This is a genomic window from Treponema pectinovorum (assembly GCF_900497595.1).
GTDB classification, from domain to species: Bacteria; Spirochaetota; Spirochaetia; order Treponematales; family Treponemataceae; genus Treponema_D; species Treponema_D pectinovorum.
Map to the genome: position 1 here is coordinate 289712 of NZ_UFQO01000002.1, position 19862 is coordinate 309573.

A 19862-nucleotide genomic window follows, 5' to 3' on the forward strand; every position below is an offset into this window, starting at 1 on the left:
AAACTATTCAGTTAGTCGTTTGAATCTAATAATCCAGCAGCAAATAAAAGCGATTTTGTGTAACTTTGTTCTGGATTTTCTAAAAGTTCGTCCGTAGTTTTTTCTTCAATTATTTTGCCTCTGTACATTACTCCAATTCTGTCGGCCATATATGCAACAACATTTAGATTGTGGCTTATAAAAATATATGTGAGATTTAATGATTTTTGCATGGATTTTAACAAGTTTAATATTTGAGATTGAATTAAAACGTCCAACGCGCTCACGCATTCATCGCAGATTACAAATTCGGGTTTTAAAATCATTGCAGCTGCTATTGCAACTCTTTGCCTTTGCCCGCCAGAAAGTTGTGATGGATATTTTTCAAGACAGTCTGGTGGAAGCCCGACCAGCGTTCTCATTTCGTTTACAAGACCGAGCCGTTCTTTTTTTGATTTTGCGATTTTATGAATTATCAAAGGTTCTTCAATTATTGAAGCGATTTTCATTTTTGGGTTTAGTGATGAAGATGAATCCTGAAAAATTATCTGACATTTTTTTCTGAATTCTTTTATCTTCTTTGAAGTTTGCAACCTTTTTTTTTGAAAAAGATTTTTTGAATTTTCTTTTTTATCAAAAATCTTTTGTCCGTCAAAAATTATTTCCCCCGAATCTGCATTTTGAATTGCGCATATCAAACTGCTCAAAGTTGATTTTCCAGACCCCGACTCTCCAACCAAACCGTAACATTCGCCGCGTTTTACAGAGAGATTTATTCCATCAACAGCTTTTATTGTGGAATTTTTTGTTTTAAAAGATTTATGCAGATTTTTGCATTCCAGGATTGTTTCGGTCAATTTATTATCTCCTGTTCAAAATATAGCGGGAGTTTTTTATTGCGATTTTTTGCATTTGGAATCGAATTTAAAAGTGCCTGCGTGTAAGGATGTTCTGGCGAAGAAAAAATCTTTTCGATTGAGCCTTGTTCTACGATTTGTCCTTTGTACATTATGTAAATACGCTCGCAGATTTTTTTTACGACAGAAAAATCGTGAGTTATCAAAAGAAGCGCCGTGTTGAACTGCTGTTTTAAATCGCAAAAAATTTTTAAAATTTCATTTTGTGTGGAAATGTCGAGGGCGGTAGTCGGTTCGTCTGCAATTAAAAGTTCAGGATTTGTCATCAAGGCACTTGCAATCATAACCCTTTGCCTCATTCCGCCAGAAAGTTCATACGGATAGCTGTTTAAAATTCTATCCGTGTCTAAAAGGCCGGTCATTTTTGCAAGTTCTCTCGCTTTTTTTTCTGCCATAGAACGTTCTGTGCCTGCAACCAGTGCGGATTCTTCAATCTGTTTTTTTATTTTTATAAGCGGATTCAGGCTTGTCATTGGTTCTTGAAATATTATCGATTTGTTTTTGCCAGAAAAATCTATTGTGCCTGCGGTTATTTTTGCGCTTTCTGGGAGAAGGTTCATTATGCTTAACGCGGTCATCGATTTGCCAGAGCCGGACTCCCCGACGAGTGCCACAAATTCACCTTTTTTAACTTCTAAATTTATGCCTTTTAATGCCTGAAAAGTTTTTTGCTTTGATGAGAATTCAACTTTTAAATTTCTTATCTTTAATAAATCTTCCATAATTTAATTTCTGTTTACCTCTGCAATTCCATCGCCCATCAAATTTAGAGAAAAAACCAAAATTGCCAAAAACAATAGCGGAATTAAAACTCCCAGCGGATTTGTGAATATGTAATGCTGTGCATCGTTTAACATTCTTCCAAAACTCGGATACGGAGGTTTAACGCCAAGTCCAAGATAACTCAATCCTGACTCGCTCAATATTGCCATTGAAAAAGAAAATGTTGCAGTTACTAAAAGTTCACTCAAAATATTTGGCAAAATATGAATGTACATTATGCGAAAATTTCCTGCTCCACGAACGATTGCCGCTTGAACAAAAATTGAATTTTTTAGTTTTATATATCCAGCTCGCGTAATCCTTGTAAATCGTGGAACGCTCATTATGCACAAAGCTAAAATTGTTATTTTTATGCTCGGCTCAAATACCGCGGCAAGCATCAACGCAAGAAGAATTCCAGGAAAAGCCATTTGAACGCTTATCAGTTTCATTATAAAAGCGTCTATAAAACCGCCAAACCAGCCTGCAATAGAACCAAGAATTAGCCCTGTTACAAGCCCAAAAATCATAACGATAAAACCGATTAGAACAGAAATTCTTATTCCAACTAAAATTCTGCTTAAAACGTCTCTGCCTAAATTGTCTGTTCCAAAAAGATGAACAATGCTTAATCCCTTTAATTTTAACGAAGAATCTGTTGCCTCATAATCGTATGGAAGATGTATGAGTCCTAAAACCATAATCAAAATGATAAAAGAGAACATACAAAATCCAACAAAAAAAGTTTTATTCTCCCAAATTTTTTTTATCATCTTATTTCCTCGTTTGTTTTACTGCGTCTTGACCGCAAATGAATTTTAAAATAACTTTTTCCGTATGTTAAAAGGAAAAACTGTAATTTTAGGCGTTACCGGAAGTATCGCCTGTTATAAAAGTGCAAGCCTTGTAAGCTTGCTTGTAAAAGCTCATGCACAAGTTCATGTGATAATGACGAAAAATGCACTCAATTTTATTACGCCAATAACTTTTGAAACTTTGTCCTGCAACAAATGCCTTACAGATACTTTTGATCGCAATTTTGACTTTGATGTAAAACACGTTTCTCTTGCAAAAAAAGCCGATATTTTTGTGATTGCTCCAGCTACTGCAAATACAATAGCAAAAATTGCTCATGGCATTGCAGATGATATGCTAACAACAACCTTTCTTGCTTCTTCTTGCAAAAAAATCATAAGCCCTGCAATGAACACTGCTATGTACGAAAATCCAGTAACGCAGAACAATTTTGATATTTGCAGAAAATTCGGCATTCAAATTTTGGACGCTGCAAAAGGTCGGCTTGCTTGTGGCGACGATGGCGTTGGTAAAATGCCAGAACCAGACGAACTTTTTAGAGTTATCTGTAAATCGTTTGGCGTTACAGATTCTTTTGTCTGCTAGGTTTTATTTTTTCCCTCCTCTAATTCGTGGATCGATTATTGAATATAAAATATCAACTGCAAAATTGCAGATGAGCGTTATCGCTGCAAGATACAAGGTTAATCCCTGCAAAAGTGGAAAATCACGCGAAGAAATAGAATTGATAATCAATTTTCCAACTCCAGAAAGCGAAAATACATTTTCTATTATTATGCTACCTCCAAAAATATCTGCACATATAAGTCCGAGCGTTGTAATTGAAGGTATCAATGCGTTTTTTAACACGTGCCTTATTATGATTTGATTTTCTGTTAATCCTTTGCTGCGCGCTGTCCTTACATAATCCTGCTTTAATTCATTTTCTATGCTAACTTTTATGTAACGGCAGAATATTGAAGAAGAACCGAGCGAGATTGCAAGCGACGGAAGCAAAAAACTTAAAATGCTCGATGAACCGACAGACGGTAAAAGTTTTAAGCCGACAGAAAAAATTAAAATCAAAATCAGTGCCGTACAAAATGATGGAATCGAAACCCAGATTTGACTCAAGGTTGAGAGACTTTTCCATAAAAGTATTTTTCTAAACCGAGCGAATAAAATCCCAAAAAAAACTCCCAGCGCTATAGTAAAAATCAAAGAGATAAGGGCTAAAAAGGCAGTAGTTTTTATTGCATCGTAAATCAGCAGACTGACTTTTTGATTATACTTGTACGAAATTCCTAAATCGCCACGCAAAGCATTTTTTATCCAGTTTGAATATCGTACGATTAAGGGTTTATCAAGCCCTAATTGAACTTCCATATTTTGTATCTGCGCTTCTTGTGCGTCTGGACCTAAAATTGCGAGTGCTGGATTTCCAGGCAACACATTAAAAGTTACAAAAGTTACTACAGTTACAAGAAGAAGAGTTGTTAAAAAATCGAATAATTTTTTTATATAGAACTTCAATTTTTATCGCTCATTTTATTTTACAAAATAGATTTTTGAAAAATCATACATAGAAACCGGGTAAGGCGTATAACCTGCAATATTTTTTGTTGTAACGATATTTCGTCCTGGGTCGCAGATAAATACTGCTGCACATTCTTTTGTTAAGATTTCTTGGCAATCTTTAAAATATTGTGCACGTTTTTTTAGCTCGATTTCGTTTTCGGCCTTATTAAAAATTTCATCATATTCGGCATTTTTAAAGTTTGTAAAATTTCTTTTATAGTTTGAACAATACCTTCGTAACACTTCTGCTGGATCAATTTTTCCTGCAAACCCGATTACAGTCGATTGATAGTCAAATTTTGTATATACCTTTTCGAGCCAAGTTGTCCATTCAACAGGAACTATCGTGCAATTTATTCCCAAAGGCTTTAACTGATTTGCAATAAGTTGTGCGGTGTCTACATGAGGTTGGTAATTTGCAGGTACTGTTATTGCAAGGTCAAATCCATTTTTGTAATTTGAGCGAGCCATATAATCCTTTGCCTTTTGAATATCGTGCACAAAAAGTTTTGAAAGCTTATCGTTATAAAATTCAGCAAGAATTGGACTAAAATTTGAGTAGAGAGGTGTTGCAAAACCGTCAAAAACTCCGTTGATAATTTCCTGCTTGTCTATAGCACAAGTTATCGCTTTTCGAACGTTTATATCAGAAAGTGGCGGATAAAAATTATTTAGTCCTAAAATTTGAACCATATTTTGTGGATGACTTATTACATTGTATCTTCCTTCCAGTGCTTTTGCATTTATGCCGGTAACCATCTGCACAATGTCGAGCTGCCCGGATTGCAGTGCAGAAATAGAAGCGTTTTCGTCTGTCATTATGTAGATTTCGATATTTTTTATTTTTCCTGAGCGCTGTTTGTCGTAATATTCATCATTTTTTTGCAAGGTGATTTTTTCATGCAACGAATAAGAAACGAATTTGTATGGACCTGTTCCGATTGGGAATTTTTCATTTTCGGAATAGTCTTTTAAAAGGATTGGGCTGTCGCTTGCAAGCATCAAAAATGCAGAATACGGACTTTTTAATTCTACGATAAAAGTGTATTTGTCTGGAGCGGAAACACTTTTTACAATCAGCATTTTGTCGGATTGCGGAGAAAGCCCATCCAAACCTGCAAGATTTTTATATGTGTAAAGGCAGTCTTCCGAAGTGAATTCTGCGCCATTATGAAATTTTACGCCTTTTCTTAAATTAAAAGTGTAGGTCAAAAAATCTTCAGAAATGGACCAGTTTTCTGCAAGGGCTGGATATAGGCTTCCTTTTTCGTCGAATTTTAAAAGACCTTCAAAAATATTGTCTGTTACGGCAGCGGTTTCTGCAGCGGCAGACTTCCAAGGGAAAAAACTGTCTGGTTCAGAAACCATATTCATTCTAAGAGTATCTGCATTTTTTTCAGTTGAGCACGAAAACAGCACAAATGAGAATGCAAATGCTATCGCTGTTGCAAAAATTGTTTTTATTGGTTTTTTCATTTGTAATTCCTTAAAAATATTTCGATTGAATTGATTAAAATTGTTTAAAACTTACTGGCGATTTAATTCCAACGCTTTTTTTACGCCAAGCAGAGTTAATTCTGGAATCGTTTTGTCAAAAATTCCGTATGAGTCAAAAATCTTCGAAAAGCCGCCAGTGCCGATTATCTTTGCGTTTGAGTTTTTAAAAACTTCTGCATTTATCGTTTTGCAAATTTCTTTAATTGCACCAGCAGTTCCAAAGTATATTCCAGATTGAATCGCTTCGATTGTGCAGGTGGCGCAGGCTTTATCTGCTTTTTTTATGTCTACGTGTGGAAGTTTTGAAGTTGCTTGTGCCAATGCTTGAACGCCTATTTTTAGACCCGTTAAGATTGAGCCTCCAAGATATTCGCGCTCTTTTGTTACTGCGTGAATCGTGGTTGCTGTCCCCAAATCTACGATTATCAAATCTGTGTTTGGGCAAGCGGCGATTGCACCGATTGAATCTGCAATCAAGTCTGCCCCAATCTCTTTTGGATTTGGAGTTTTCAATTTTAGGCCAGTTTTAATTCCTGCTTGAATGAATAAAGGTTCAATTCCAAAATATTTTAGAATTCCATTTGAAAGTGAATAATTGATTGGAGGAACTACAGAGCAGATTCCAATTTCTGTGATTTGAGTCGGGTCAATTTGATTTTCCCGAAATAGCGAGCGAAAGAAAATTCCAATTTCATCTGAAGATGAATTTTGATTTGTGGTCTGCCTAAACTGAAATATCAGTTTATCGTCCTTGAACACACCACCAGTCGTATTGGAATTTCCAACATCGAGCGTTAGTATCATAGTACCTGTCCTTTAGATCAAGTCTACTTAGGCAAAAGCCATTTGATGTGGATTTTTAAGCGTCACTGCCGTCAACGACGGTCAATGCGACAGGTAAAACATATAACTTTTGCAAAAAAATGAAAAGACTTTATATTGCGTGGAATCGTCTAGTTTTAGATTGCATGCTTTAACATTGCGATAAAAATCAATTTTGTGAGCGATTTTTAATCGTGATGACAGCAAGGAACAAAAAAAGGTATAATCGGAATATGAAAATCGTAATAGTAGGTGCTGGATTTACAGGAATTCAACTTGCAAAGCGTCTTGTAAACGGAAAAAACGATGTAGTTTTAATCGATAATGATGAAGAAACTGTTCGCCATGCCTCCAACAGTTTGGACTGCGATGTTATTCAGGCAGAGGGAAACAATCTTCAAACTTTAGAAAATGCAGGCATAAAAGAAGCCGATGCTTTGGTATGTGTAACATCAAACGACGAAGTCAATATGATAACTTGCTCATTGGTTGACGCTGTTTATCCAAATGTCGTAAAAATCGCGAGAGTCAGAAATTATGCCTATTATGTTGACACTGCTTCCGTAGAAAAAAACGAAAGAGTACGTCCACTTTACGGCATAGATTATATGGTTCATCCAGATGTAGAAGCGGCGGAAGCGATTGCAAATGCAGCAAAGCATGGAACAATAACAGATGTTATGCCTTTGGGTGATGAATATGAACTTATAAGGGTTTGTGTCGAAAAGGGGAGCAAACTCGAAAATCAACAGCTTGTAAATGTTAGAAAGATAACAGATATTCCTGTTCTAATTGCGTATGTAGAAACAGATGGTGAAACTAGACTTCCAAGTGGCGAGACAATAATTCACGCGGAAGATTGTTTGGGTGCGCTCATTTTAAAAGATGATATTCCTGAATTTTTAAAACTTTGCGGTGCAAAGGTAAAAAAGATAAAGAAAGTTGCAATAGTCGGTGCAGGGCGAGTAGGAACAATCGTTTTAGAAAAATTGATTCAGCGAAAATCAAATCTTGTTACTTGGCTTTTTAAAAAGGAAGGCTCTCCTACACAAGAATTTTGCATAATAGATAGCGATGAAGAGCGGGCAAAAGCTGCCGAAGAAAAATTTAACGGTGTAAAGGTATTTTGTGCAGATGCTACAGAAGAAGGTTTTATAGAAGAAGAAGGAATTGATAAATACGATTTGGCTATCTGCGCAACGCATAATCATGAGTTAAATATAGTAATGTCCGCTTATTTTGAGTCTATAGGAATCCCAAACAGTATTGCGCTGGTCGGAAACAATGCTTTTGGAGAAATCGCTCGAAAAATCGGAATAGAGGTAGCAGTTCCCATACGCGACACTGTTGTAGACAGCATTATGAGCCATTTAAAAGGGCGTTCGGTTACAGGTGTCCATACTGTAAACGAAGGTTCTCTTGAAATTGTAGAAATAACTGTTGGCAAAGATTGTTCTGTAAAAGGTTGCTCGTTAAGGGACATAGCAGAGAATGGTAAATTTTTAATTTTGATGATGCAAAAATCGGGAAAGAACGAGCAATTTATTCCTATCGGAAATACAACAATCGAAGAAAAAGACCAAATCGTGTTGATTACAACAAATGAAGAAAATCAGCATGTTTTGGAAAAATTTGGAGCCGAAATTTAACGATGAATCTCATTTTTGTTTTTATACGGCTTTTTTCAATAGTGCTTGCAATCATTGGAACTTCTTTTTTATTGCCGATTGGAACAGCCTTATTTTATGGTGAAACTAAAGTTGTCATGCAATTTGTAATACCTATGCTTATTGCATGGATTGTTGGAATTATCTTTTATTTTGCTGGAAAAAAGACTCCTATAAAACTCGGTACTAGAGCAGTTTTTGCTTTTGTAAGCATTGCTTGGATAGCAATAAGTTTTTATGGTGCAATTCCTCTATATTCAGGTGGGTATTTGCAAAGCCTTGCAGATGCTGTTTTTGAAGCAGTAAGTGGTTTTAGTACAACTGGTGCAACAATCTTTAAAGATGTGGAAAGTCTTCCTCGCAGTATAAATCTTTGGCGGATGGAGATGCATTGGCTTGGCGGAATGGGAATAATTGCTTTGACAACTGCAATTTTACCACTTTTAGGTGTAGGTGGATTTCAACTTGTAAAAGCAGAATCCACTGGTCCTGAAAAAGGAAAGATTACACCAAAGATGGCAAACACAGCAAAGGCTTTATGGCTCATATATATTTCGTTTACGCTTTTGCAAACTTTTATTTTGATGGTGGTAGGAATGGATTTTATAGATGCACTTGGTCATGCCTTTTCTACTTTGGGAACTGGAGGTTTTAGTTCCAAAAATTCAAGTATAAGCGGATTTAATAGCCTCGCAATCGAAGTAGTTTGCACAATATTTATGTTTTTGGCAGGTGTGAATTTTAGCCTTTACTTTTATATACTTACGAAAAAAATTAACGAAGTAAAAAAGAACAGCGAATTTAAAGCGTACACGGCAATTTTTACACTAACGATTCTTTGTCTTTCGCTTTGCCTTGTAAAATTTTATGGTAGTTTTTCTGTAGCGCTTAGGTATGCTAGTTTTCAAGTTGCTTCTGTAATGAGTACAACAGGTTTTGCAACCGCAGATTTTATGACTTGGCCGCCAGCAGCACAATTTTTTATTTTTATTTTGTTTTTTATAGGTGGCTCTTCCGGTTCAACTGCTGGAGGTTTTAAGGTTATAAGGTGGGTAATCTTAGCAAAAAAATCAGGAACGCATATTCAGGGAATGCTTCATCCTCACGGAGTTTTTACAGTCCGCATAAATGGAGCTGCAGGAAGAGAAGATTTGGTATTAAACATTGCCGCCTTTGTTTTTATTTACATTGTTTTAACGTTTTTATCAACTTTTGTTGGAACTTTGACAGGATTGGATCTTTTTCAATCTTTTACTGCAACTTTAAGCATGATAGGAAACATTGGTCCTGCTTTTGGCCCTTTTGCAGAATACTCTTGGATTCCTACGCCATTAAAATGGTGGTATTGCTTTGTTATGATAGCTGGACGTCTTGAACTTTATAACTTGATAATCTTCTTTGTCCGCGATTTTTGGAAGCGATAGAAAATCAAACTTTTTGCAAAACTGTCGATATTTTTTTTGTAGGTTGCACCCCCTTGTGCGACGATTGTAGCCCCGCTCCCCGCCTGCGAGCCCGCAGTGGCAGGGATTGGAGGGGTGAGCGTAGCGAAAACAAACGCCAATAAAGATATTCGTACAAACCGTCGCTTGCATTTTTGCCTAAAATATATACTTTTTGTTAGCAAATGTCGTGCAAAAATGGCGTTTGGTCGAAGGCAAAAGCCGTAGCCCCGAAAAGCCCGATTTTTGCGAAACAAAGTTGAGCAAAAAGCCACCCTTAATAAAATTCAAAATTGGTCGGAATTAAAAAAGAAGTTGCTGAAAATCTCTGAATGATTTTTGTTCTGCAAGGTGAATTATGTCGCCAGACTGTGCCTCGCCAATCAAAAAGGAAGAAGCAGGATTATGTTTGGAATAATTTTTTTTGACAGAATTCTCATCATAGTTTGCATAGCAATATTTACAAAGGTGCGGACAGCAGTTGTAACTTGCAATATCGCGCATTGGAATACAAGAGCAGTGTTTGCGTAAGCGTTGCGTGCCAGTTTGAGCAAGCCGCAATCCAGTCGCCGCTTCGATAATATTTTTAGAAACGCAGGCACCAGCTTTTACGCCAAATGCAGAAAGGTCATTTGCCTCTGCACAGGTTTCAATCGACATATAAAATTTGCTTGCAATCGAACTAAACGCTCCAGCCAAAAATTTTTGGTCAGCCAGCGAAACTTCTTTTAATTCAGGAAAATTTTTTGTAGTTTTAGCATACAAATCTATAAAACTGATAATCACTCTGTTCGTATAGCCTGCAAGTTTTTCGCACATATTTTTAAATTCTCGAATATGAGTCGCAACTGAATAAGTTGAATCGACAAAAATCGGGTCATATCGCCAGCAGACTTTTTCAGCCCCTACAAATTTTGAAAGTTCAATAAAGGATTTTATAACTTCGTCTTTTTCTGGAACACTTGGTTCAATTTCTTTGCCGTATGGAGTGATTGTAACAAAAAAATACTTGCCAAAATCTTCAAATTCGCCTAAGTGTGCAAGAATCGGTTTAGGATTTTTAGTGCAAAAAACGAGGCAGTCAACAACACACGGGTCAAGTGAATATCTAGTAACCTGTCCTTTATGGTACGGATTTCTAACATCCAAAAATCCTGCTCGAATGCGGTTTACAAACCATTCAGAATAAAAAGCGGGAATATCCGTGCGTCCTGAGGCAAAAAGAATCATAAAAAGAATATATCGAAAAAATAGGCGTTGTAAAATGTGCTGTTAAAGATGTTTCGGTTATATGGATTTTATTTGGGCGGGTCCCACTGCTCTCTCGCAGGCTCGGTCGCAGTGGGTCGGGCTTTGCGTGGTTCCGCTAACGCTACATTGGCTTACGCCAACGCTGCGCGCCACTCCAATCCCTACCGCTGTAAGCTCGCAGGCGGGCAGCGGGGCTACAAGTAGACCCTACCGCATCGTCGCACACGGAGGTGCGACCTGCAAGCAATGTTGACAGTTTTGCAAAAACTGTCCGTTAAAGAAAAACAAGGAAGTTTTTCTTTAACAGCACACGGAGGTGCGACCTATAAAGCAATGCTGACAGTTTTACAAAATATACTTGTTAAATAAAAAAACTTCCGTCCGATTGAAAATCTTCAAAAGAACGGAAGTTTTGTCATTAAATATAGTTACAAACGACTTTTCTCAAAAATCGCAGAAAGTTATTTAACGATATCAGACAATGCTTGTTTCATTCCTTTTGCTTGAATGTCAGCAAAGTTTTTTGCAACGCTTTCTTCTAAGCCTGCATATTTTGTCAAATCCTCTTTCCAGAAGTCAACATTAGAAAGAACTCTGTTGGCAATTACTTTTGCATCCTTTGTTTCTTTGTTGAGCGCTGCAAAGAATTCGAGAACTGGAACTGTATCCTTGTTCTGATAGGTTTCGTCGCCTCTCTTGGATTCGAGGTATTTTCCTCCTCTTTCGTCTGTTTTTATTTCTGTTCCATTATAGAAAGCGATTAACGCTGCCATCGAGAAAGAAAGGAGTTTTGGAACTTTGCCATTTTTTGCGATTGACTGTGTAATCGATGGAAGACATCTTGTCCAGTATTTAGCAACTGAGTTCAAAGAAATTTCAATCAAGCGGTGTGGATTAAATGGATTTTGGAAGCGAGTCCAAACATCGTTTGCATATCCTTTAAGGTCTTCCTGGTCGCCATCAATGGAAGGAATTATTTCATTGAAAATTACATCGTGCATAAATTTCTGTGCAGCGGCATTTGGTTCGTTAAAGCCTGTTCCAACTTTTTCTGAGCAAACTATATCCTGAACATAATTTGAGCCAGCCAAGTATGCGGCAAGAACAGAAGAAGTGTGTGCTCCATTCAAAATGCGAACTTTTCTTGTGTGGTAGTAGTCCATATTCTGAACCCACTTAACAGAAAGTCCTGCTTTAACGAGAGGAAGTTCATCTTCGTGTGATTTTGCAGATTCAATAACCCAAAAGTGAAAGAGTTCTGCGGAATCGAGCAATTTATCTTCGTATCCAAGTTTTTCGCAAAGGTTTTCTGCTTGAGTTTTTCCGTTTTCTTCTTTTGTAAGAAGTGGGAAGTAGCCTGGAACAATGCGGTCAACAAGGCAAGAGCAAACATCGCAGTCGTTGTTAAACCAGTTTATAAAATCAGGTCCTAAATGCCAGTCGCGTGCATGCTGGAGAATGCAGATTCTAAGGTTAAGACCTGCATCATCAGAAAGTTCGCAAGGAATTAAAATCAAACCTTTGTCGTGTGCTCCATTAAATGCTTTAAAGCGATGGTACAAAAATGCGGTTAGTTTTCCAGGATAAGAAGCCTGTGGTTTGTCGTCTAATTTTGCAGAAGAATCGTATTGAATTCCTGCTTCTGTAGTATTAGAAACTATAAATCTTAAATCTGGATTTTCTGCACACTTTATATAGTCATCAAAGTTTACATAAGGGTTTATTGAGCGGCTGATAGAGTTAATAGTGCGAGTTTCTACGGTTGGTTTTCCGTCTTTCATTCCGCGAAGAACCGTATTGTAGAGGTTGTTTTGTTCGTTCATCGCATCTATCATTCCCTTTGCCAAAGGTTGAACGATAACTATGTTTCCATTGAAATCTGTTTTTTCGTTAACGATATCAATTTGCCAATCTACAAATGCACGAAGGAATCCACCTTCTCCGAATTGTAGGATTTTTTCTGGACGTTTTACTGTTTTTACAACGTCTTTTATCGACTTTAATGCCATTTTAAGAGCCTCCAAAATTATAAAATAATGCTATCATTTATAGGAAAACCTTTCAATGTCGAAAAAATTATTCCGCGTTTGACATATAAATTGATAAAAAAGCTACATTTTATTATGAAATTTGTACAAAAACAGAAAAGACTTGTAAAAAAAACGACATCATAATAGAATTATTTAACCATTCCTTAGAGGTGCCCTGCTGATGAAAAATGATTGTTCAGGAAAGAGAATTGGATTTGTTTTGCAGTCTATTCATTTTGGCTCATCATTAAAGCTTTGGCAAAAGCTTACGAATTATGTTTCACGGAAAAGCGGTTCTTTTTTCATATTTCCAGGAAGCCATTTAAATAATCCGATATCCCGCAACCCTCGAAACGAAATTTATAAACTCGTTAATTCTGAAAATTTAGATGGACTTATAAGCTGGGCTTCCAGTATAGGCAATGGAATTTCTCAAGAAGAATTAACTGCTTTCCATAGAAAATTTGGAACTCTTCCATTTGTAACAATCGGACAAAAAATTTTAAACAATCCAGATGTTTCTTTTGATGCTTACACTGGAATGAAAGCCTTGACCGAGCATTTTATCAAAATTCACGGTGCAAAGCGGCTTGCATTTATAAGAGGCCCTAAAAATCATAAAGCGTCAGAAGACAGATTTAAAGGTTATTACGATGCTCTGGAAGAATTTGGGCTTGTAAATGAAAAATTAATAACAGATTGTATTCCTTGGTTTGAAGGCGAAAAAGGCGTTCGTCAACTTTATGAAGAGCGAAAACTGATTCCTGGCAAAGATTTTGATACCCTTTTAACCGCAAGCGATATGATGACTCTGATTGCTGCTGAATTTTTTGAAAAGCATGGCTACCGGGTTCCAAAAGATTACATTTGTGGCGGATTTAATGATTCTTCAGAAAGCCACATATATTCGACATCTTTTTCTACAGTGCATATGCCAATGGAAAGACTTGGAATTTTAGCTTACGAAAAACTTTTTAAAGTTTTAGAAGGCCAAATTGATGTTCAAGACGAAATTTTACCTGCTTATCCTGTAATTCGCGAAAGTTGTGGTTGCAACAGTCTAAAACAATTACAAAATTTTTACGATTCTAAAATCAGAATAAAAAACAGAGATCAACTTCTGGAAGAAATCTGTAAAATATTCAAAGCTTCTGAAGATTATAAACACAAAGTTTTTGAGCCGTTGATTGATGCACTTTTTGAAAACAATCAAAGCGAGTTTTTCCAGCTTTTGAACGAAAGTCTTATATCTTATTTTAAAGATGAAGGAGAACTTTCGTATATTTTTGCAACCTTAAAACTTTTGCGTAATTCAACTTGCCTGCCAGAAGAGTATGCAACAAAGATAATAAACACTGTAAATCTTATAATTCCTAAGGTGCTGAATAGAGTTTGTGCAAATAAATTTTATAAAAACGAAAAAACAATTACAAATATAAGTGCAGTAAAGACAGCTTTGCTTTCTGCACACAATCTGAGCACTTTGATAAAAACTCTTTCGGAATATCTACCGCAAATGGGAATCCGAAATTCAACTTTGGTTCTCTACGAAAATGAAGAAATTTCAAAATATGTAGGCGGTTTTAATGAGGCAGGAGAACTTAGGTTTGAAGAAATTCTTTTTCCATCAAAGCTCATAGTTCCTTCAAAATTTGCAAAAGAGTTTGAATATGGAGTTTATATCGTTCAACCGCTGTTTATGGCAAATAAATCGCTTGGTTACTTGATAACTTCTTATACAGATTGCGATGGAAATATTTACGAAGATTTGCGTACTGCGGTAAGCAATGCTATTCAGAGTATTTTTTTATTTGAAGAAATAAACAAAGCACGCCAGCTTGCAGAACAGGCTGAATTTGCGAAGACGGAATTTTTTGCAAATGTTGGAAGCGATTTGTGCGATCCTCTAAAAGACCTTTTTGCGAAAGTTACTCAAATGGAAGTAAACACAGAAAAAGGAATTTTAGAAAAAGACATACTTTCGGAACAGCTCATATTCTTAAAATCACAGATTCAATCTCAATTAAAAAAGACAGAAACTTTAATTGAACTTACACGTTCACAAGTTGACGATCTTCCTATGGATAAAAAACTTTTTGATATAAGACAAGTCTTGCCAGGAAGTGTAGTCGCTAGCCTAAATCACGAATATCCACTGCTTTATGGCGATGCAGAAAGGCTAAAAAAGGCGGTTTTAACTCTTTATGGAGAAGGCGAAGGTTCTATAAACATTTTTACAGAAGTTGAAGGATTAAAAATAATAATAAAATCGCGCCGTTTGGATTGGCAAAAGCCAGAATTACTTTTGGCAGAAAAAATAATTCTTCTTCAATACGGGCTGCTCAATAAAATCGATGAATATACAACAATAATAACTATGCCTTGGCCAAATCTTGCGGGGCTTCCTCCTGTAAAAAATGAAGAACCGCCTGTTAAGATTTTAAATCTTTCTGCAAGAATTCCAAATGTAAATCTTTTTGATTTAGAGATGGAAAATATTACAAATGCAAAAGAAAATGAACAAAAAGTTATGCTCTATTGGCAGCCGGATAATGCTTCGATAGACGAAAGGGTAAAAGTTTATGGTTTACGCCATAACGATAAAATGTTCCGTGCTCCTATTTTGTGCTATAGCCACGAGCTTATAAACCACAATTTTGTTGAAATGTTAGAAGCGCAAGTCCGTACAAAAAAATCCTCGCCAGTGCTTTTTGTAAATACAAAACATACTCGATACGGAACTTGGGCAACAGACGATAACAGCGTGAGCATTCAGTCTATGGCAGAATTTGAAGATATTTTGAACGAAATAATACCTTCGCTGATTGTTTTTGAAACTATCGATGAAGAAAGCATAAAAAGAATTCGCCAAAATTCAAAAACTGTTTTGGTTCCAATAATCGTGTTGCCAGATTCAATTTTTTCTGAGCAGGAAGTTGAACTTCTTTGCTCGCATCCTAGAATAATTCTTTGCAACCGTGGAGCAGCAGAATCTGAACAATTCAATACTCGAATTCATGAAATTCTTGTTGGCGATGAAATTTTGCCTCCTCATACAGGAGCCCTTGTTAAAAAAGCGATTCTCTATTTGAATAAAAATGCTTCTCAGCAGATTGTAAGATGGAAACTTGCGGATACAGTACACGTGAGCGAAGATTATTTGACTAGAATCTTCCATAAAGAGATAGGGCTTTCGCTTTGGGAATATTTGAATAGGTTTAGAATTTATCTTGCAACGAAAATGCTTTTGGAAACCAACGACACAATCTATGAAATTGCAGAGAATTGTGGGTTTCAAGATCAAGCATATTTTTGTCGTGTTTTTAAAAAAATCTACGGAGTTCCACCAGGAAAAATTCGGACAAAACAGTAGGAATTTTTTAATCACAGTTCGTTTTTGTCCAATAAAACGCTTGTCAATTTTATAATAAAAAAGTTAATATATTTGAACTGAGGTTAATTATGGTCGCACAAGAAACACCTGTTCTTAAGGCTCCAAAGAAAAATCTTTGGAAAGACGTTAAGAGACACTATTCTGTTTATGCTCTGCTCGTTATTCCTGCTGTTTACTATGCTATTTTGAAGTATGGTGCAATAGTTAATGGACAGATTGCTTTTAAAAGCTTTTTGCCAGCAGATGGCATTTGGGGAAGTAGTTGGATTGGATTCCGCAACTTTATAGACTTCTTCCAGTCATTTTATTTTGGTGAATTGCTTCGCAACACAATATTCTACAGTTTAGCAAAACTTGTAATAAGTGTTCCGCTTTCAATAATACTTGCCGTAACTCTTTATGAATGTACACACGATATACTTCGTAAGGTAGTTCAGACTCTCGCTTATCTTCCTCACTTTCTTTCATGGGTTATCATGTACGGTATTTTGCTCGTATTGCTCGCTCCAGGCGATGGTATGGTAAATGATATCATAAGATTTTTTGGCGGAGAAGCTGTTGACTTCCTTACTAATACTCACACATTCCCTGCAATCGTAATTATATCTGATGCTTGGAAGGAAATGGGTTGGGCAGCTATAATCTTTATAGCCGCATTGATGGGAATCGACCCTTCTTTGTTTGAGGCTGCGATGGTTGAAGGTGCTTCTGCTGTTCAGCGCGTATGGTACATCACAATTCCTTCAATAAAACCTGTAATAGTAACAGTAGTTCTTCTTAAACTCGGTACTGTTTTGGATGCTGGATTCAACCAGATGTTCATGTTGTATTCTGTTCCTGTATATTCAGTAGCAGATATAATCGATACTTGGGTATATCGTCAGGGTCTTTTGCAGTTTAAATTTGCACTTGCAACATCTGTAGGTATTTTCAAGGGTGTAATCGGTATGTTGTTGGTTATGACATCAAACGCTGTCGTTAAAAAACTCGCTGATTCTTCACTTCTTTAATATAAGGAAACAAAAATGACAAAACCAAGTACAATAAAATTAACTGCTGGCGATCGCACCTTTTATATATGTATAAATGCATTTTTAATCTTTATTGGTGTAATTATTGCAATTCCAATGTGGTCAACAATTACTCTTTCTTTTAGACCAAATACTTTCCTTGGAACAAATTTTGAAGGAATGTTCTTGCCTGTTTGGAAATGGGATACCGCAGCATATAAGGCACTTCTGGGCAATGCTGGTTTTATAAATGCATTCTGGAACTCGATGAAAATCATGGTTTTTGGTGTTATAACTGCTTTGAGCCTTACTGTTCCAATGGCATATTGTATGTCTGTATCTGATTTACCAGGTCGCAAAATATTGAACTACTTTGTTCTTATTCCTTACCTGTTTAATATTGGTGTAATTCCTACATATCTCGTAGTAACAAACCTTAATCTTACAAACCATCTTGCATCTATCTTCTTGCCTGGTGCTATTGGTACATACAACTGTTTGATTATGCGCGGCTTTTTTGAAGGAATTCCTGAATCTCTTAAAGAATCTGCTCGTATTGATGGTGCTGCAGAATGGTATGTTTTGGTATCAATCATTCTTCCGTTGTCTAAACCTATTATCATGACAATCGGGCTTTATTATGCAGTAAACTTCTGGAATGACTTTATGCACGCTATGCTTTATTTGAACGAAGCATATCTTCAGCCACTTCCAATTCTTCTTCGTAACATCCTTATGGCTTCTGGTATGAATGAATACGTTGAAGTAAATGCATTTGGCAATGCTTCTGTACAGGCAATAAAAGCGGCATCTGTATTTATGTCGGCAATTCCTATGATGCTTGCTTATCCGTTTATTCAAAAGTACTTTACAAAAGGCACAATGCTTGGCTCTGTAAAGGGTTAATGTTAAGAGTTATTAAATTTGTTGACCAGATGATAATATTTTTTATTGTCTGGTCAATTTTTTATGGTATAATAAAAACATCTGTTATCTTTTGATAGGGGATGTTTTTATCTATAAAAAAAAAGAATGTTTTTCATTCATATTCAAAAAGGAGGATAAAATGAAAAATTTTTTTAAGAATCTTGCTCTTATCGCTTTGATTCTTACTGTTGTTTCTCCAGTTTTTGCTGCAAAAAAATGGAAAGTAAACAAGGACGGAACTGTTGATATCGAACTTTGGTATGGTGCTGCTGTAACAGAAGCCGGTCCACCACCAGCAGACTGGGTTGCTTATGACATCATTAAAAAGAAGCTTGGAATCAATCTTGTAATTACAGCGCTCCCTTCAAACGAATCAGATCAGGACACAAAGATTAACGCTGCTGGCGCTGCAAATGCACTTCCAGACATCTTTATGTGTGGTGATAACTGTTTCCAGATTCTTTCTAAACAAAGACTTCTTGCACCTGTTGATGATATGTTTGCTATGATGCCTAACCGCACTGCAAAACTTCATGATAAAGATGCTCGCATGCACTCTACTGTAAACGGTGTTTGCTATGGTCTTGATCAGCCAGGAACAATCGTTAGAAACGAAGGTGTTCTTATCCGCAAAGACTGGTTGGACAGACTTGGTCTTAAAGTTCCTAAGACAACAGACGAATTCTTTGAAGTAATGAAGGCATTTACTTTTAAAGATCCAGATGGAAACGGAAAAAATGATACTTACGGTCTTGGTGCTTACATTGAGCTCAAACCACAGAGTGAAGGTCTTGGTTCTCGTTTTGAACCTTGGTTTGGTGCTTTTGGTGTTGCAGGAACTTGGTCTATGTCAAAAGATTCAGCAGGGCTCAATGTTAACAAACCAGAATACTATGATGCTCTTGAATTCCTTAAGAAAGTTATTGATGCAAAAGTAATTGATCCTAACTGGACTGCTTACAAGAAAGATGACTATCGTGCTTCTTGGAAACAGGGAAAATTTGGTATATTCCGTGAACAGAACGCTGCTGCATTTGCAGAATCTAACTATGCTCCATTTGATCAGAACTTCCCTAAAGGAGAATTGATTATCATTGATCCTCCAGTTGGACCAAAAGGAAAATCTGCTGCTGGTGTTTACGATCAGGCATATCGCCGCTATTGTTTGGCTGCTGCTAATGCAGGACAGACAATAAAGAACTGGAAAGATGTTGACAGTTCTAGAAAGACAATCACTAAAAAAGAGATGATTGCACGTCTTCTTGAATGGATGTCTTCTGATGAAGGTTATTACCTTCTCGGATACGGTGTTGAAGGTGTTAACTATGTTAAAGATCCTGTAACAGGTGCTCCATCAAAAGATGGAATTCCTAACAAGGAATTGGCTTATTCAAAACCAAAGATGCAGCCTCTTACTCAGTTGCGCAATATGGTTTACTACAATTCTGATATTGAATTGGCTACTCGCTATCCAACTTATATCACAGCAGTTTCAAAGAAAGAACTTTCTTCTTTGAAAGCACTTCGCATTATGCAGGCTAAACCATGGACTCCTGTAATTGGTGCTTCGCTTCTCCCTCTTCCAGATGCTGACCTTCAGCGTTTCTACGAGCAGGGTGTTGTAGAATTTATGACAGGAAAGCGCCAGCTTACAAAAGCAAACTGGGATGCTTGGTTGGCAGAATTTAACAACATGGGTGGAAAAGCTTGGGAACAGGCTGGTATTGCTAAGATGAAGGAACTGAATCTCCTTTACTAGTTTTTACTGACAACCTAATAGGGCGGTATCGG

At 36.6% G+C, this 19862-nt stretch carries 15 protein-coding genes; 7 read left to right on the forward strand and 8 right to left on the reverse strand.

The features are described 5' to 3' along the window. Positions 1-11 precede the first annotated feature (11 nt). From FXX65_RS03685 to FXX65_RS03695, 3 genes are read right to left on the reverse strand one after another with little or no spacing between them, the layout of a single operon-like run. Positions 12-836 carry an ATP-binding cassette domain-containing protein gene (locus tag FXX65_RS03685; protein WP_147615145.1) on the reverse strand — a complete coding sequence of 275 codons (825 nt, stop codon included), beginning with the start codon at positions 834-836 and terminating at the stop codon, positions 12-14. Then, positions 833-1618, reverse strand: coding sequence for an ABC transporter ATP-binding protein (locus FXX65_RS03690; protein ID WP_147615146.1), 786 nt, complete (start codon positions 1616-1618; stop codon positions 833-835). The genes FXX65_RS03685 and FXX65_RS03690 overlap by 4 nt, the downstream gene beginning before the upstream one ends. A gap of 3 nt (positions 1619-1621) precedes the next feature. Then, positions 1622-2431 carry an ABC transporter permease gene (locus FXX65_RS03695; RefSeq protein ID WP_147615147.1) on the reverse strand — a complete coding sequence of 270 codons (810 nt, stop codon included), beginning with the start codon at positions 2429-2431 and terminating at the stop codon, positions 1622-1624. 64 nt (positions 2432-2495) lie between these two features. Between FXX65_RS03695 and FXX65_RS03700 the strand changes: the two genes are divergently transcribed. After that, on the forward strand, positions 2496-3059 hold the full coding sequence (locus FXX65_RS03700; RefSeq protein ID WP_147615148.1) for a flavoprotein: 564 nt from the start codon (positions 2496-2498) through the stop codon (positions 3057-3059). Between the two features lie 3 nt (positions 3060-3062). On the opposite strand, the gene FXX65_RS03705 is transcribed toward FXX65_RS03700, so the two are convergent. The 3 genes from FXX65_RS03705 to FXX65_RS03715 are packed head-to-tail and all read right to left on the reverse strand — an operon-like array spanning position 3063 to position 6332. Continuing rightward, the gene (locus FXX65_RS03705; protein WP_147615149.1) at positions 3063-3986 is read right to left on the reverse strand and encodes an ABC transporter permease; all 924 of its coding nucleotides are present in this window, start codon (positions 3984-3986) and stop codon (positions 3063-3065) included. A gap of 15 nt (positions 3987-4001) precedes the next feature. Then, positions 4002-5507, reverse strand: a complete 1506-nt coding sequence (locus FXX65_RS03710; RefSeq protein WP_147615150.1) for an ABC transporter substrate-binding protein — start codon at positions 5505-5507, stop codon at positions 4002-4004. A gap of 51 nt (positions 5508-5558) precedes the next feature. After that, positions 5559-6332 (reverse strand): type III pantothenate kinase, encoded by a 774-nt coding sequence (locus FXX65_RS03715; protein WP_147615151.1) that lies wholly within the window; start codon positions 6330-6332, stop codon positions 5559-5561. A 251-nt stretch (positions 6333-6583) separates the two neighbouring features. Here FXX65_RS03715 and FXX65_RS03720 point away from each other — a divergent pair, with 251 nt between their 5' ends. Beyond that, on the forward strand, positions 6584-7999 hold the full coding sequence (locus tag FXX65_RS03720) for an NAD-binding protein (protein WP_147615152.1): 1416 nt from the start codon (positions 6584-6586) through the stop codon (positions 7997-7999). Positions 8000-8001: 2 nt separating this feature from the next. Next, positions 8002-9441, forward strand: coding sequence for a TrkH family potassium uptake protein (locus FXX65_RS03725; RefSeq protein WP_147615153.1), 1440 nt, complete (start codon positions 8002-8004; stop codon positions 9439-9441). A 321-nt stretch (positions 9442-9762) separates the two neighbouring features. Here the strand turns inward: FXX65_RS03725 and FXX65_RS03730 are convergent, their stop codons facing one another. Continuing rightward, positions 9763-10689, reverse strand: a complete 927-nt coding sequence (locus FXX65_RS03730) for a DUF1848 domain-containing protein (RefSeq protein ID WP_147615154.1) — start codon at positions 10687-10689, stop codon at positions 9763-9765. Between the two features lie 482 nt (positions 10690-11171). After that, on the reverse strand, positions 11172-12719 hold the full coding sequence (locus FXX65_RS03735; protein ID WP_147615155.1) for a tagaturonate reductase: 1548 nt from the start codon (positions 12717-12719) through the stop codon (positions 11172-11174). 202 nt (positions 12720-12921) lie between these two features. Here FXX65_RS03735 and FXX65_RS03740 point away from each other — a divergent pair, with 202 nt between their 5' ends. The 4 genes from FXX65_RS03740 to FXX65_RS03755 all read left to right on the forward strand — a co-directional run bounded on the left by FXX65_RS03740 (position 12922) and on the right by FXX65_RS03755 (position 19830). Then, entirely contained in the window at positions 12922-16113 is a 3192-nt protein-coding gene (locus tag FXX65_RS03740; protein WP_147615156.1) for a helix-turn-helix domain-containing protein, read from the forward strand. A gap of 89 nt (positions 16114-16202) precedes the next feature. Further along, complete coding sequence (locus FXX65_RS03745; RefSeq protein ID WP_147613474.1) at positions 16203-17144, forward strand: ABC transporter permease; 942 nt, start codon at positions 16203-16205, stop codon at positions 17142-17144. Positions 17145-17159: 15 nt separating this feature from the next. Further along, a complete protein-coding gene (locus tag FXX65_RS03750; protein ID WP_147613475.1) occupies positions 17160-18050 on the forward strand; it encodes a carbohydrate ABC transporter permease in 891 nt (296 codons plus the stop codon). A 160-nt stretch (positions 18051-18210) separates the two neighbouring features. Continuing rightward, complete coding sequence (locus FXX65_RS03755; RefSeq protein WP_147615157.1) at positions 18211-19830, forward strand: type 2 periplasmic-binding domain-containing protein; 1620 nt, start codon at positions 18211-18213, stop codon at positions 19828-19830. The last annotated feature ends 32 nt before the right edge of the window (positions 19831-19862 follow it).